Annotated in this window: 15 protein-coding genes; 9 read left to right on the top strand and 6 right to left on the bottom strand. The window is 70.6% G+C overall.

Annotated elements, in window-relative coordinates; translation table 11 throughout:
* Positions 1-116: 116 nt before the first annotated feature.
* The gene (locus ACWEMY_RS16820; RefSeq protein ID WP_452390748.1) at positions 117-797 is read right to left on the bottom strand and encodes a peptidylprolyl isomerase; all 681 of its coding nucleotides are present in this window, start codon (positions 795-797) and stop codon (positions 117-119) included.
* Positions 798-933: 136 nt separating this feature from the next.
* Here ACWEMY_RS16820 and ACWEMY_RS16815 point away from each other — a divergent pair, with 136 nt between their 5' ends.
* The gene (locus tag ACWEMY_RS16815; RefSeq protein WP_452390747.1) at positions 934-1,302 is read left to right on the top strand and encodes an arsenate reductase family protein; all 369 of its coding nucleotides are present in this window, start codon (positions 934-936) and stop codon (positions 1,300-1,302) included.
* A gap of 66 nt (positions 1,303-1,368) precedes the next feature.
* On the opposite strand, the gene ACWEMY_RS16810 is transcribed toward ACWEMY_RS16815, so the two are convergent.
* The 3 genes from ACWEMY_RS16810 to ACWEMY_RS16800 form a co-directional block, all read right to left on the bottom strand.
* Entirely contained in the window at positions 1,369-1,929 is a 561-nt protein-coding gene (locus tag ACWEMY_RS16810) for an NUDIX hydrolase (RefSeq protein WP_452390746.1), read from the bottom strand.
* Between the two features lie 19 nt (positions 1,930-1,948).
* Positions 1,949-2,824, bottom strand: a complete 876-nt coding sequence (gene yidC, locus ACWEMY_RS16805; protein ID WP_452390745.1) for a membrane protein insertase YidC — start codon at positions 2,822-2,824, stop codon at positions 1,949-1,951.
* A 90-nt stretch (positions 2,825-2,914) separates the two neighbouring features.
* The gene (locus ACWEMY_RS16800; protein ID WP_375928239.1) at positions 2,915-3,214 is read right to left on the bottom strand and encodes a DUF6412 domain-containing protein; all 300 of its coding nucleotides are present in this window, start codon (positions 3,212-3,214) and stop codon (positions 2,915-2,917) included.
* 88 nt (positions 3,215-3,302) lie between these two features.
* Between ACWEMY_RS16800 and ACWEMY_RS16795 the strand changes: the two genes are divergently transcribed.
* On the top strand, positions 3,303-4,028 hold the full coding sequence (locus ACWEMY_RS16795) for a TetR/AcrR family transcriptional regulator (RefSeq protein ID WP_278266060.1): 726 nt from the start codon (positions 3,303-3,305) through the stop codon (positions 4,026-4,028).
* On the opposite strand, the gene ACWEMY_RS16790 is transcribed toward ACWEMY_RS16795, so the two are convergent.
* Positions 4,029-5,213, bottom strand: coding sequence for a DUF418 domain-containing protein (locus tag ACWEMY_RS16790; protein WP_452390744.1), 1,185 nt, complete (start codon positions 5,211-5,213; stop codon positions 4,029-4,031).
* A 169-nt stretch (positions 5,214-5,382) separates the two neighbouring features.
* Between ACWEMY_RS16790 and dop the strand changes: the two genes are divergently transcribed.
* From dop to pafA, 5 genes are all read left to right on the top strand, one after another.
* Positions 5,383-6,882, top strand: a complete 1,500-nt coding sequence (gene dop, locus ACWEMY_RS16785; protein WP_278266058.1) for a depupylase/deamidase Dop — start codon at positions 5,383-5,385, stop codon at positions 6,880-6,882.
* A gap of 120 nt (positions 6,883-7,002) precedes the next feature.
* Positions 7,003-7,197 (top strand): ubiquitin-like protein Pup, encoded by a 195-nt coding sequence (locus ACWEMY_RS16780; RefSeq protein ID WP_019047503.1) that lies wholly within the window; start codon positions 7,003-7,005, stop codon positions 7,195-7,197.
* The gene (gene prcB / locus ACWEMY_RS16775; protein ID WP_375928234.1) at positions 7,194-8,039 is read left to right on the top strand and encodes a proteasome subunit beta; all 846 of its coding nucleotides are present in this window, start codon (positions 7,194-7,196) and stop codon (positions 8,037-8,039) included. The genes ACWEMY_RS16780 and prcB overlap by 4 nt, the downstream gene beginning before the upstream one ends.
* On the top strand, positions 8,036-8,806 hold the full coding sequence (gene prcA, locus ACWEMY_RS16770; protein WP_375928232.1) for a proteasome subunit alpha: 771 nt from the start codon (positions 8,036-8,038) through the stop codon (positions 8,804-8,806). Before prcB ends, prcA begins: the two co-directional genes overlap by 4 nt.
* 165 nt (positions 8,807-8,971) lie before the next feature.
* Positions 8,972-10,330 (top strand): Pup--protein ligase, encoded by a 1,359-nt coding sequence (pafA, locus tag ACWEMY_RS16765; protein WP_186817494.1) that lies wholly within the window; start codon positions 8,972-8,974, stop codon positions 10,328-10,330.
* A 96-nt stretch (positions 10,331-10,426) separates the two neighbouring features.
* Here pafA and ACWEMY_RS16760 read toward each other — a convergent pair whose 3' ends face one another.
* Entirely contained in the window at positions 10,427-11,062 is a 636-nt protein-coding gene (locus ACWEMY_RS16760; RefSeq protein ID WP_452390743.1) for a TetR/AcrR family transcriptional regulator, read from the bottom strand.
* A 137-nt stretch (positions 11,063-11,199) separates the two neighbouring features.
* Here ACWEMY_RS16760 and ACWEMY_RS16755 point away from each other — a divergent pair, with 137 nt between their 5' ends.
* Entirely contained in the window at positions 11,200-12,351 is a 1,152-nt protein-coding gene (locus ACWEMY_RS16755) for an acyl-CoA dehydrogenase family protein (RefSeq protein WP_452390742.1), read from the top strand.
* Positions 12,352-12,368: 17 nt separating this feature from the next.
* On the top strand, positions 12,369-13,121 hold the full coding sequence (fabG, locus tag ACWEMY_RS16750; protein ID WP_452390741.1) for a 3-oxoacyl-ACP reductase FabG: 753 nt from the start codon (positions 12,369-12,371) through the stop codon (positions 13,119-13,121).
* Positions 13,122-13,131: the final 10 nt, after the last annotated feature.

The raw sequence follows: 13,131 nt of genomic DNA, 5'->3' as shown, positions 1-13,131 counted from the left end.
TCACAATTTATTTTGTGTTTTTTTTGTTTAAACGCGGTTTCACAAACACACCACCCCCCCCCCCCCCCCCGGGGGCCCCCCCCCCCCCGCGGGGCGCCCCGCCCCTCGTCGTTTCCTCAGCCCTGGGTGGTGGTCACCGCGTCGAAGACCACATCGGCGACCGGGGTGCCGTCCGGTCCGCCGCCGACCACACCGGCGCCGGCGATGGTGGTCAGGGCGTCCAGGCCCCCGGTGACCCGGCCGAACGGGGTGTAGTTCGGCGGCAGCTGGGTGTCGCGGTAGACCAGGAAGAACTGGCTGCCGTTGGTGCCGGGGCCCGCGTTTGCCATGGCGACGGTGCCCGCGGGGTAGACCGCGCCCGCGAGGTTCTCGTCGCCGAACTGGTAGCCCGGCCCGCCCCGGCCGGTCGCGGTGGGGTCGCCGCACTGCAGCACGTAGATGCCCTCGGTGGTGAGGCGGTGGCAGCGGGTGTGGTCGAAGTAGCCTTCGCCGGCGAGGAAGACGAACGAGTTCACCGTGCGCGGGGCGGCCGCGGCGTCGAGGTCGACGGTCACGGGGCCGCAGGTGGTGTTCAGGGTGGCGGTGTACGAGGACGCGGGGTCGATGGTGAGCGGGGGCTCGACCGGCCACTGCTTGCCGTTGGGCTGGCCCGCGGCGGCGGGGACGCAGCCCGGGATCACCGCCTGCCGGACGGGCGCGGTGTGGGCGGCCGGTGCCACGGCCGCCAGGGTCGCCACGGCGGCGGCGAGGCCGACGACGGCACGGCGGAAGGATCGGTCCTGCGATGGGGTGCTCACCTGGACGGTGTCTCCTCGGGCTTGGGGGTGGATCCGGACGATGTACCGCGCATCCTGCCAGTAGCCGTCGTCACACGCGCGGGGACCGCCGGATCGTCACGAGGACGCAGTACAGCGGGCTACTACGCTGGGTCCCATGACGTCTGGGCACATCGAGATCTGGCACAACCCGCGCTGCTCCAAGAGCCGCAACGCCACCGCGCACCTCGACGCGACGGGTGTCGACTACACCGTGCGCCGCTACCTCGACGATCCGCCGACCGTCGCGGAACTGCGCGCCGTGCTGGCGCGGCTGGGCGCCGAACCCTGGGACATCACCCGCACCGGCGAGGACGTCGCCAAGGAACTCGGCCTCGGCGGCTGGGGCCGAACCGACGCCGATCGGGAACGATGGCTGGCCGCGCTGGCCGAGCATCCGAAGCTGATCCAGCGGCCGATCGTGCTCACCGCCGACGGCGGCGCGGTGGTCGCCAGGGACGAGGAAACCCTGCGCCGCCTGGACTGACCGTCGTTCGCCCGAAGGTAACCATCGGTCCCGCGGTGGGCTGCCGCTCGGCACGCGGGCAGGTGCTCACCCGAGGTCTGTGTCTCGCCCGTCTTCCTCGGCCAGCAGGCCGGGGAGCAGGAGGCGGGTGTCGGGGACGAACGGCCGGGCCGGATCCCGCAGCAGCGCGCGGAATTCGGCGATCCCGCACCACCAGCCCGCGGCGATCTCGGTGGGCTGGTGGTGGATCGGCCCGTCGTAGCGCACCTCGTAGCCGAACAGGTGGCACCGCAGCGGGCGCCCCTCCCAGCTGCCGTCCCAGGAAGCCTTCGCGCGCAACGGCAGCCGGGTGCCCGCGGGCAGGGCGATGCCGAGTTCCTCGCGCAGTTCGCGGACCGCGGTGTCGGCCGGGTCCTCGCCGGCGTCCACCACACCACCCGCCAGGCAGTCGTGCAGACCCGCGAAGACGAGTTTGCTGTCGGTACGCCGGTGCACGTACACGCGAGCGCCGTCGCCGGAACGGACGAGGACACCGGCGCTGGCGTGCCACAGTCCGTCGCGGTAGACGGTGCCGCGCTCGGCGGCACCGATCACCTGTCCGGCGGCGTCGTAGACGGCGAGCAGTTCCGATTCCGGGTGCGCTGACACCGCCCGAGGGTAGCGCCGTTCACCGGCGGCGCGGTTTCGCTCCCGGCCGCGGTGCCCTGGCGCGGGACGCGGTGATGGCAGCCGCTGCCGCGGTGGCGGCCTCCGCGGCGAGCACCCGCCGGATGACGTACTGCTGCGCACACGTCCACACCGCGTTCGTGGCGAAATACACCAGCACCACCACCGGCATGATCGCCCCGCCGACCAGCGCGCCCGCCGGAAACACCCACAGCGACAGCACCCGCAGCACGGCCGCCGTGCCGTCGGTGCCCACCGGGGCGAGCCGGGCGGTGAGATGGCTCGCCACCGCGGCGAGCAGCGCCAGCGGGACGGCCAGCGCCGCCACCGCGACGATCAGTTCGCCCGCGCCGAAGACGGTCGCCGAGAGGGGAGCGCCGAAGAGGTGGGCGTCGAGGAAGGCGCCGACCTCGGGGGCGCCGAACAGGTAGTTGGCCGTGGCGCGATTGACCTCGTCGGTCAGCGGGGTGCTCGTCGAGGCGAACGGACCGATCGCGGACGCGCCGGTGCGGTCGAAGGAGCGCAGCACATGGAACAGCCCGAGGAACACCAGGGCCTGGCCCAGCAGCGGGACGAAGCCCGCGAACAGGCGCACACCGTGCGCTCGGTGCAGATCGCGGATCGCGGCGGCCTGCGCGCGGGGGTCGTCGCGATGGGTGCGGCGCAGGCGGTCGATGCGTGGTTGCAGCGTGCGCAGGGTGGCCTGTGACCGGGCTTGGCGCAGGGCCGGGATCACCAGCAGCGCGCGCACGGTGACCACGAGTGCCACCACGGCCAGCAGCCAGGCGAGGCCGTCGGCCGCGCCGAGGGGGAGGGCGAAGAGCCGGTGCCAGCACCACAGCAGGGCGGACACCGGGACATAGACGATATCGAGCATGACGGAACGACCTGTCCGGACGGCGTGCGGGAACGCACGAAAAGGGGAGTGGGATCACGAATCCGACAGGGACGCCGACACGGCGGCCTGTCAGTGGTGATCGGCTCCCGGTGCCCGCGGCCGGGGACGGCCCGGGGTGTCCGGATTGCTCTGGGGGAGGAAGGAACCGCGCAATCGGCGCTGGGCGGAGCGGGGTGGACCCGCGGTGGCGACCCGGACCGGCAGGTGCCTGCGGGTGGTGATCGCGGCCAGCGCGCAGACCATCGCCGCGGCGACGGCACCGAAGGCCAGTGCCCGGGTGGCCTCGCCGCCCGGTACGGTGAGCAGCACGATGGCGGGCAGCAGGCACGCGAGAACCGCGTACGCCATCACCATCGCCCGTGCCTGCATGATGGCGAGCATACCCGGCCGGTCGCGGCGGCCCGGATTGCTGGAACGCGATGTCACGGGCAACGGCCGTCCGCGTATCGTGGGGGCTGTGACTGCACCTTCCGCCCATGCCGAGCAGCCCGTCGGTGACGGGCGCGCGACCCGCTGGCACGGGCACAAGGCCCGCCGCCGGGCGGAGATGATCGACGCCGCCGTCGAGGTGATCGAACAGCACGGCGTGGAGATCTCGGTGCAGCTGATCGCCGAACACCTGGCCCTGCCCCGGCCGGTGGTGTACCGGCACATCGGTGGCCGCGCCGAGCTCGACGCGCTCGCCCGCAGACGCATCCTGGAACTGCTGCTCGCCGAACTGCTGCCCGCCCTGCAACCCAACGGCACCCTCAAGGACGCGGTACGCGGGGCCATCGGCACCTACCTGGACTGGATCGAACTGCACCCGAACCTGCACCGGTTCCTCGGCGACGCGCCCCAGGAGGGCGGTGCGAGCCTGTCCGGTGCGGGCCGGGAGGTCGGCGGTCAGCTGGCCGACATGTTCGCCGCGACGCTCGCCCGCTTCGGCATCGACCCCGCCCGGGCCCGGCCGATGGCCTTCGGCATGGTCGGGCTCGTCGACGGTGTCGTGGCGAGCTGGCGGGCCGAGCCGGAACCGGTGCTGGGCGCCGAGCAGATCCAGGGCATCCTCACCGAGTCGGTGCTGTCGCTGTTCGAGGGCAACGCGCGCAGTCTCGGCGTACCGCTGCAACGGGATTCGCTGGTCGCCGACCTGCTGGTGGCCCCGGACGCCGCGCCGCCGCCCGAGGCCCGCCTGCGCTGATCAGCTCGTCCGCGCCAGCAGGCCGTAGCCGCGGTGCCACAGCCACTCCACCGGGCCGCGCTCGAAGCGGCGCAGCCACAGGTGGGCGAATGCGGTGATCGCCAGGATGACCACCAGGTAGATCGCGATCGTGAAAGGCACCCGTGCGTCGGGGGAGACGCGCGCGGCGAGCCCGAGACCCCAGCCGTAGCACAGCATTCCGGCGATCAGGTTCTGCAGGATGTAGCAGCTCAGCGCCGTGCGGCCGACCTCGCTCAGCCGGGTGCCGGTGAAGCCGAGGCGCGGTCTGCGCAGGTAGAAGGCCGCGACCGCGGCGAGGATGCCCAGCGAGACCAGCGGCGCGGTGCCGTAGCGGGTGAACAGCACCAGATCGCCGCCGAGGAAGCCGCCGGCCACGAAGTCGATCGGGGCCGCGACACCGAAGCCGACGATCATGAGCCACTTGCGGATTCGCGCGCCCTCGGGCCGGAAGACCCCGGCGCGGTAGAACCGGGCGCCGAGCAGGAACAGGGCCACCGACATCGGGAAGATGAAGATCGCCTCCACCCGGAAGGCGAGCGCGTGGTCGAGGCGGAACAGCACCAGATCCCAGAACGAACCGTCGGCGTAGGGATTCGGGTCCAGCGTGGACGGTTCGCGGTCGTCGCCCTCGGGTTCGAAGGCCAGGGCCACGGCCACGAGGGTGAGCAGGGTGAGGTGGATCGAGGTCGCGACGATCACCCAGCGGCGTTGGGCCCGTTCGCTCGTCGCCAGCAGGTAGGCCACCACGAGGCCGGTGACCGCGTACCCCATGAGCACGTCGAACTCCGCGACGAGCAGGAAGTTCAGCAGGCCGTCGAGGAACAGCAGCGCCGCGCGCCACGGGTAGCTGCCCGGCCAGCGCCTGCCCGCGCGCCGGGCCGAACTCTGCTGGATGGCCAGCCCGATGCCGAACATCACCGTGAGCAAGCCGAGGAACTTGCCCTGCACGAGCTGCTGCAACAGCCGCTCCGACCACATCCAGCCGTTCTGCGCGGCCGAGCCCAGCCCGTCGATGTAACCGACGAGACCGGCCGGGTCGGTGAAGATCCAGATATTGGTGCCCAGGGTGCCCAGAATCGCGATGCCGCGCAGGACATCCAGGGCGAGCAGCCGCCCCGGCCGCGGCCGATCGGTGGGGGCGAGTTGCTGCAGGGTTTCGCTCATGGACCGAGTATCGCGACGCCGGCCGCGCCGCGGATCGCTCACGAGGACCACCCCGGGTCATCCGACCGGCGGACCCGGCGTACTGGCCGCGACGGGCTGAGCTGGGCGGGGAGGCGAGCTCGCGGCGAGATGCGGGTGCGGGCCGGGCGCGTCGCCTAGGCTCGACAGCATGCAGCGCATCATCGGAATCGAGGTCGAGTACGGCATCTCGACCCCCACGGAGCCGACGGCCAACCCGATCCTCACCTCCACCCAGGCCGTGCTCGCCTACGCGGCCGCCGAAGGGGTGCCGCGAGCCAAGCGGACCCGCTGGGACTACGAGGTGGAATCCCCGCTGCGTGACGCGCGTGGTTTCGACCTGAGCCGGATGAGCGGACCCGCTCCCGTGATCGACGCCGACGAGGTCGGCGCGGCCAACATGATCCTCACCAACGGCGCCCGGCTCTACGTCGACCACGCGCACCCGGAGTACTCCGCGCCCGAGGTCGTCGACCCGCTCGACGCGGTCATCTGGGACAAGGCCGGGGAGCGGGTGATGGAGGCCGCCGCCCGGCACGCCTCGAGCGTCCCCGGCGCGCCGCGCCTACAGCTGTACAAGAACAACGTCGACGGCAAGGGCGCCTCCTACGGCACCCACGAGAACTACCTGATGAGCCGCGACACCCCGTTCAGCCACATCATCGCGGGCCTGACCCCGTTCTTCGTCTCCCGGCAGGTCATCTGCGGGTCCGGCCGGGTCGGCATCGGCCAGTCCGGCGACCACGCGGGCTTCCAGCTGTCCCAGCGCGCGGACTACATCGAGGTCGAGGTCGGCCTGGAGACCACCCTCAAGCGCGGCATCATCAACACCCGCGACGAGCCGCACGCCGACGCCGACAAGTACCGGCGCCTGCACGTGATCATCGGCGACGCCAACCTGGCCGAGATGTCGACCTACCTCAAGGTCGGCACCACCGCCCTGGTGCTGGACCTGATCGAGGCGGGCGAGGACCTCTCGGAGTTCCAGCTGGCCCGCCCGGTCACCGCGGTGCACCAGATCAGCCACGATCCGAGCCTGCGCGCCACCGTGGCGCTGGCCGACGGCCGCGAGCTGACCGGCCTTGCGCTGCAACGGCTCTACCACGAGCGGGTGGCCAAGTTCGTCGACCGCGAAGGCAACGACGACCCGCGCGTGCGCGACATCGTCGACAACTGGGCGATGGTCCTGGACCTGCTCGAGCGCGACCCGATGGAATGCGCCAACCTGCTCGACTGGCCGGCCAAGCTGCGCCTGCTCGAGGGCATGCGCAGCCGTGAGGGCCTGGGCTGGGCCGCGCCCAAACTGCACCTGATGGACCTGCAGTACTCCGATGTGCGCCTGGACAAGGGTCTCTACAACCGTCTGGTCGCCCGCGGCTCGATGAAGCGCCTGGTCAGCGAGCAGCAGGTGCTCGACGCCATGACCAAGCCGCCGACCGACACCCGCGCCTACTTCCGCGGCGAGTGTCTGCGCCGTTTCGGTGCCGATATCGCCGCCGCCAGTTGGGATTCGGTGATCTTCGATCTCGGCGGCGATTCGCTGGTGCGAATCCCCACCCTGGAGCCGCGCCGGGGCACGAAAGCCCACGTCGGCAAGCTGCTCGACGCCGCGGAATCGGCCGCCGAGCTCGTCGAACAACTCACCCACTGAGGCGATTCCCGGCACGGTAGGGCGACAATCCGATCGCTAATGGACCACCTTGTCGGATCCGCTCGGTAGGGTTGAGGGACTGGCACGAACATCGTGATGAGGAAGAGGAGGTCGGCGGCCATGGCACAAGAGCAGACCAAGCGCGCCGGGGGTGGCGACGAGGACGAGGGCCCCGAGGGCGTCGACGCGGCCGGGCAGGAACGCCGCGAGAAGCTGGCGGAGGAGACCGACGACCTGCTCGACGAGATCGATGACGTGCTCGAGGAGAACGCCGAGGACTTCGTGCGGGCATATGTGCAGAAGGGCGGCCAGTGACCTCAGGTGATCCGTTGCGCCTCCACGCGGGGCAGGCTCTCTCCTCGTTCACCGAACACCTGCGGATGCATGCACCGGACCTGTTGCCCGGCAACAGGTTCGGTGCCTCCGACCTGAGCGCCGGGGCGGACTTCGCGCCGCACGGCACCACGATCGTCGCGGTCAGCTACCGCGGCGGCGTGCTGATCGCCGGCGACCGGCGGGCCACCCAGGGCAACCTGGTGGCCTCGCGCGACATGGAGAAGGTCTACATCACCGACACCTTCTCCGCGGCGGGCATCGCCGGCACGGCCGGGCTGGCCGTGGAGATGGTGCGGTTGTTCGCGGTGGAGCTCGAGTACTACGAGAAGATCGAAGGCGTGTCACTGACCTTCGACGGCAAGGCCAACAAGCTGTCGAAGATGGTGCGCGACAATCTCCCGGCCGCCATGCAGGGGCTGGCCGTGGTGCCGCTGCTGGTCGGGTTCGACGACCAGGTCACCGACCCGGACAAGGCGGGGCGGATCGTGTCGTTCGACGTGGTGGGTTCGCGCAGTGAGGAACGGTTCGGCTACACCGCGGTCGGTTCCGGCTCGATGTTCGCCAAGTCCTCGCTGAAGAAGACCTACCGCGCCGGTCTCGACCACGAGCAGGCGCTGCGGATCGCGGTCGAGTCGCTGGTCGACGCCGCCGACGACGACACCGCCACCGGTGGGCCCGACCCGCTGCGCGGGATCTACCCGACGGTGGTGCTGATCGACGCCGACGGCGCGGTGGAGGTCTCCGAGGACGAGCTCGCCGCGGTCGCCACGGCGATCGCGGTCGACCGGGCGGCCGCACAGAACGGGGGTGCCAGCGCATGACGCTGCCTTACTACGCGTCCGCCGAGCAGATCATGCGCGACAAGACCGAGCTCGCCCGCAAGGGCATCGGCCGGGGTCGCAGCGTGGTGGTGCTGGTGTACGACAAGGGTGTGCTGTTCGTCGCGGAGAATCCGTCGGCGACGCTGCACAAGATCAGTGAGCTCTACGACCGCATCGGGTTCGCGGCCGTGGGCAAGTACAACGAGTTCGAGGCGCTGCGCCGGGGCGGCATCCTGCAGGCCGACCTCAAGGGCTACCAGTACGACCGGCGCGATGTCACCGGTCGGAGCCTGGCCAACTTGTACGCGCAGAGCCTGGGCTCGATCTTCACCGATCAGCTCAAGCCCTACGAGGTGGAGCTGTGCGTGGCCGAGGTGGGGTATCCGGAGCAGTCGCCGACCTCGGTGCTGTACCGGATCACCTTCGACGGCTCGATCGTCGACGAGCGCGAGTACGTGGTGATGGGCGGCACCACCGAGCCCATCGTGACCGCGCTCAAGGCCGCCTACAAGCCGGGATTGTCCCTGGACGCGGCGCTGAAGGTGGCGATCGGCGCCCTGCAGGCAGGCCAGCCCGAAGCCGACAAGGACAAGCGCTCGCTCGGTGGGGCCTCGCTCGAGGTGGCCACGCTCGAGCAGGCGCGGCCGCGGCGGGCCTTCCGCAGGCTGCAGGGCCCGGCCCTGGAGAAGGCACTGGGCAGTGCGCCGAAGGCGAAAGCCGTGAAAGAGGCGAAGCTGCCCGAACCCGAGGACGACGCGGGGGAATAGCCCGCCGTCATGATCACGCCGGGCCCGCGGACCACCACGGTTCGCGGGCCCGTTCGCATGCCCCCGAGGCGGCGGGTGACACTGTCCGAATCGTTGTGAACACGTATGCAGATGGGTTGTCCGGAGCGCCGCGCGGGCACTGCTCATGGCTGTAGTGTCGATGGTGTGCAGCGACGAATCATGGGGATCGAGACCGAGTTCGGTGTGACATGCACCTTCCACGGTCACCGTCGGCTGTCCCCCGACGAGGTAGCCCGGTACCTGTTCCGCCGGGTGGTGTCCTGGGGCCGTAGCTCTAATGTCTTCCTTCGCAACGGTGCCAGGTTGTACCTCGACGTCGGATCACACCCGGAGTACGCGACCGCGGAATGCGACAGCCTGGTGCAGCTGGTCACCCACGACCGGGCCGGTGAGCGGGTCCTGGAGGACCTGCTCATAGACGCCGAACAGCGTCTCGCCGAGGAAGGCATCGGCGGCGACATCTACCTGTTCAAGAACAACACCGACTCCGCGGGCAACTCCTACGGCTGCCACGAGAACTTCCTCGTGGTGCGCGCCGGCGAGTTCTCCCGGATCTCGGACGTGTTGCTCCCGTTCCTGGTCACCCGCCAGCTCATCTGCGGTGCGGGCAAGGTGTTGCAGACGCCCAAGGCGGCCACGTTCTGCCTCTCGCAGCGGGCCGAGCACATCTGGGAGGGCGTCTCCTCGGCGACCACCCGGTCGCGCCCGATCATCAACACCCGCGACGAGCCGCACGCCGACGCCGAGAAGTACCGGCGCCTGCACGTGATCGTGGGCGACTCCAACATGGCCGAGCCGACGACGATGCTCAAGGTGGGCACCGCCTCGCTGGTGCTGGAGATGATCGAGGCGGGCGTCTCGTTCCGCGACTTCGCCCTCGACAATCCGATCCGGGCGATCCGCGAGGTGAGCCACGATCTGACCGGCCGTCGTCCGGTCCGGCTGGCCGGTGGCCGGCAGGCCAGCGCGCTCGAGATCCAGCGCGAGTACTACGCCCGCGCCGTCGAGCACCTGCGCAATCGTGACCGCGATCCGCAGGTCGACGCGGTGGTGGACCTGTGGGGCCGCACCCTCGACGCGGTCGAGGCGCAGGACTTCGCCAAGGTCGACACCGAGATCGACTGGGTGATCAAGCGCAAGCTGTTCCAGCGCTACCAGGACCGCTACAGCATGGAGCTGTCCGATCCCAAGATCGCCCAGCTGGACCTGGCCTACCACGACATCAAGCGTGGTCGCGGCGTGTTCGACCTGCTGCAGCGCAAGGGCCTGGCCAAGCGGATCACCGAGGACGAGGCCGTCGACGCCGCGGTGGAGACCCCGCCGCAGACCACCCGGGCCAAGCTGCGCGGTGATTTCATCACCGCCGCCCAGGAAGCGGGCCGGGACTTCACGGTCGACTGGGTGCATCTGAAGTTGAACGATCAAGCGCAACGCACGGTGTTGTGCAAGGATCCGTTCCGGTCGGTCGACGAGCGGGTCGACCGGCTGATCGCCTCGATGTAGGCGAACCCCCGAGACGGGGGGATGTCGACGGGACCGGTGGCGCAAGGGAGCGATGCGTAGGCGCCGCCGGTCCCGTCGTGTGTCCGGACCGGCCCGTCAGCCGGTGACGGCCACGCTCGCGTAGGTGCCGCGCAGTCCGGCGATGAACGAGGTGAGCGCCAGCTCGAAGCTGTCGTCGTCGATCTCGTCGGCGATCGCGCGCAGCAGGTGTGCCTGATTGAGGTGCGGGTAGCGGTCCCGGTAGACCTGCACGTCGTCGGCGAAGCCGCTCGCGAACGAGCCGACCGTCGAGCCCATCACCAGGTAGCGGGTGGCCGCGCCGATCATGGTCGCGTAGCGCGGTGGCCAGCCCGCGCCGACCAGGCCGCCGTGCACGGCGTCGGCCGCGCGCAGGTTCTCCGCGCGCCTGCCGGGGCCCGCGGCGAGGTACGGCACGAAATTCGGGTGCGCGACCAGCGCCGAGCGGTAGCTGCGCGCCCAGGCGGCCAGGGCGTCGTGCCAGGGCAGGGTGTCGAAGGCCGAGGTGTCGACGTGGCTCATGATGCCCGTCGCGATGTCGTCGAACAGGTCGTCCTTGTTCGGGTAGTGGCCGTAGAGCGAGGCGGCCTGCACGCCCAGTTCGGCGGCGAGCTTGCGCATGGAGACCTCGGCGAGGCCGTCGCGGTCGATCAGGGTCAGGGCGGTGTCGCGGATGCGGTCACGGCTCAACAGCGGTACGCGCGGCCTCGCCATGCGCCACTCCTTGTCTGCTCCGGGGTCGGGTCGGAACGCTATCACCGATCGCCGACCTGGCTCTTGCGTAACCGAACGGCGTTAGGTTACGGTGCCACCGTTAAAACTAACACTGTTCGGTTCAGGAGTCGTCCCCGATGGATCTCGCACTCAGCCCCGCCCACCACGATCTGCGCGAACTCGCCCGCACCTGGGTGGACAAGGAGGTCGTCCCGTACGCCACCGAGTGGGACCGGGCCGAATCGGTCGATCCGGCGATCGTCGGCAAGCTCGGCGCGCTGGGCTTCCTCGGGATCGGGATCGACGAGGAGTACGGCGGCTCCGGTGGCGACGCGCTGGCCTACTGCGTGCTGCTCGAGGAACTCGGGCGGGGCGACAGCGCGGTGCGCGGCATCGTGTCGGTGTCGCTGGGCCTGGTCGGCAAGTCGATCGCCGCCTACGGGACCGAGGAACAGAAGCGCCACTACCTGCCGCCGCTGTGCGCGGGCGAGCAGCTGGGTTGCTTCGCGCTCACCGAGCCGGGCACCGGCTCCGACGCCGCGAGCCTGATCACCCGCGCCACCCGCGACGGCGACGACTGGGTCATCGACGGCACCAAGATCTTCATCACCAACGGCACCTGGGCCGATGTCGCGCTGGTGTTCGCGCGCACCGGCGGGCCGGGGCCCAAGGGCGTGACCGCCTTCCTCGTTCCGACCGACGCGCCCGGCTTCGGCCGCACCGAGATCAAGGGCAAGCTCGGCCTGCGCGGCCAGGCCACCGCCGAACTCGTCCTCGACAAGGTGCGGGTGCCGGACGCGCTGCGACTCGGTGCGCAGGGCGAGGGGTTCCGGATCGCCATGGCCGCCCTGGACAAGGGCCGGATGGGCGTCGCGGCCGGGTGTGTCGGGGTGGCGCGCGCGTGTCTCGAGGCCGCGGTGCGCTACGCGGGGGAGCGTGAGCAGTTCGGCAAGCCCATCGCCGGCTATCAGCTGGTGCAGGAGCTGCTCGCCGACATCGCGGTGGAGACCGAGGCGGCGCGGCTGCTGGCCTGGCGCGCCGCCGATCTGGTCGACCGGGGCGAGCCGTTCGGCACCGCGGCGTCGATGGCCAAGCTGTTCGCCTCCGAGACCGCGGTCAAGGCTGCCAACAATGCGATCCAGGTGTTCGGTGGCTACGGCTACATCGACGAGTACCCCGTCGCCAAGTACCTGCGCGACGCGCGCGTGCTGACCCTCTACGAGGGCACCACCCAGATCCAGAAACTGCTCATCGGCCGCGCCCTGACCGGCGTGAACGCCATCGTCTGACCTCAGGAGTACGAACAATGACCCGTAGAACCGCCTTCGTCACCGGCGCCGCCCGCGGCATCGGCGCCGCGACCGCGGCCCGGCTGGCCGCCGACGGCTGTGCCGTCGCCGTCGTCGACCTCGACGCCGACGCGGCCGTGCTCACCGCCGGGAAGATCAATGCCGCGGGCGGCACCGCGATCGGCGTCGGCTGCGATGTCGCCGACGAGACCTCGGTCGCCGACGCGGTGGCCCGCACCGTCGCCGATCTCGGCACGCTGGACGTGCTGGTGAACAACGCCGGCGTGCTGCGCGACAACCTGCTGTTCAAGATGTCGGTCGAGGACTGGGACACCGTCATGGCCGTGCACCTGCGCGGGGCGTTCCTGTGCAGCAAGGCCGCCCAGCAGCACATGGTCGAGCACGGCGGCGGCGCCATCGTCAACACCTCGAGTGTGTCGGCGCTGGGCAATCGCGGACAGGCCAACTACGCCGCCGCCAAGGCGGGCATCCAGGGCCTGACCCGCACGCTGGCCATGGAACTGGGCCCGTTCGGCATCCGCGTCAACGCGGTCGCGCCCGGGTTCATCGCCACCGAGATGACCGCGGCCACGGCCGCCCGGATCGGCGTGAGTGCCGAGGAACTCCAGGCGAAGACCGCCGCGATCACCCCGCTGCGGCGGGTCGGTACACCCGAGGACATCGCGAACGTGGTCGCGTTCCTGGCCTCGGACGACGCGGGGTTCGTCACCGGCCAGACCGTGTACGTCGACGGCGGACGCCGTCTCTAGATCGCAGGAG

This window comes from Nocardia sp. NPDC004415 (assembly GCF_053602435.1).
Note: the sequence above shows the minus strand (reverse complement) of the source record. Positions and strands in the feature narration are given on the sequence as shown.

Bases quoted from the DNA above. Each gene is read 5' to 3' on its own strand.
- ACWEMY_RS16800 (WP_375928239.1), bottom strand. From the start codon at position 3,214: ATGCAGGCACGGGCGATGGTGATGGCGTACGCGGTTCTCGCGTGCCTG.
- ACWEMY_RS16815 (WP_452390747.1), top strand. From the start codon at position 934: ATGACGTCTGGGCACATCGAGATCTGGCACAACCCGCGCTGCTCCAAG.
- yidC (WP_452390745.1), bottom strand. From the start codon at position 2,824: ATGCTCGATATCGTCTATGTCCCGGTGTCCGCCCTGCTGTGGTGCTGG.
- ACWEMY_RS16755 (WP_452390742.1), top strand. From the start codon at position 11,200: ATGGATCTCGCACTCAGCCCCGCCCACCACGATCTGCGCGAACTCGCC.
- ACWEMY_RS16780 (WP_019047503.1), top strand. From the start codon at position 7,003: ATGGCACAAGAGCAGACCAAGCGCGCCGGGGGTGGCGACGAGGACGAG.
- prcA (WP_375928232.1), top strand. From the start codon at position 8,036: ATGACGCTGCCTTACTACGCGTCCGCCGAGCAGATCATGCGCGACAAG.
- ACWEMY_RS16790 (WP_452390744.1), bottom strand. From the start codon at position 5,213: ATGAGCGAAACCCTGCAGCAACTCGCCCCCACCGATCGGCCGCGGCCG.
- fabG (WP_452390741.1), top strand. From the start codon at position 12,369: ATGACCCGTAGAACCGCCTTCGTCACCGGCGCCGCCCGCGGCATCGGC.
- dop (WP_278266058.1), top strand. From the start codon at position 5,383: ATGCAGCGCATCATCGGAATCGAGGTCGAGTACGGCATCTCGACCCCC.
- ACWEMY_RS16760 (WP_452390743.1), bottom strand. From the start codon at position 11,062: ATGGCGAGGCCGCGCGTACCGCTGTTGAGCCGTGACCGCATCCGCGAC.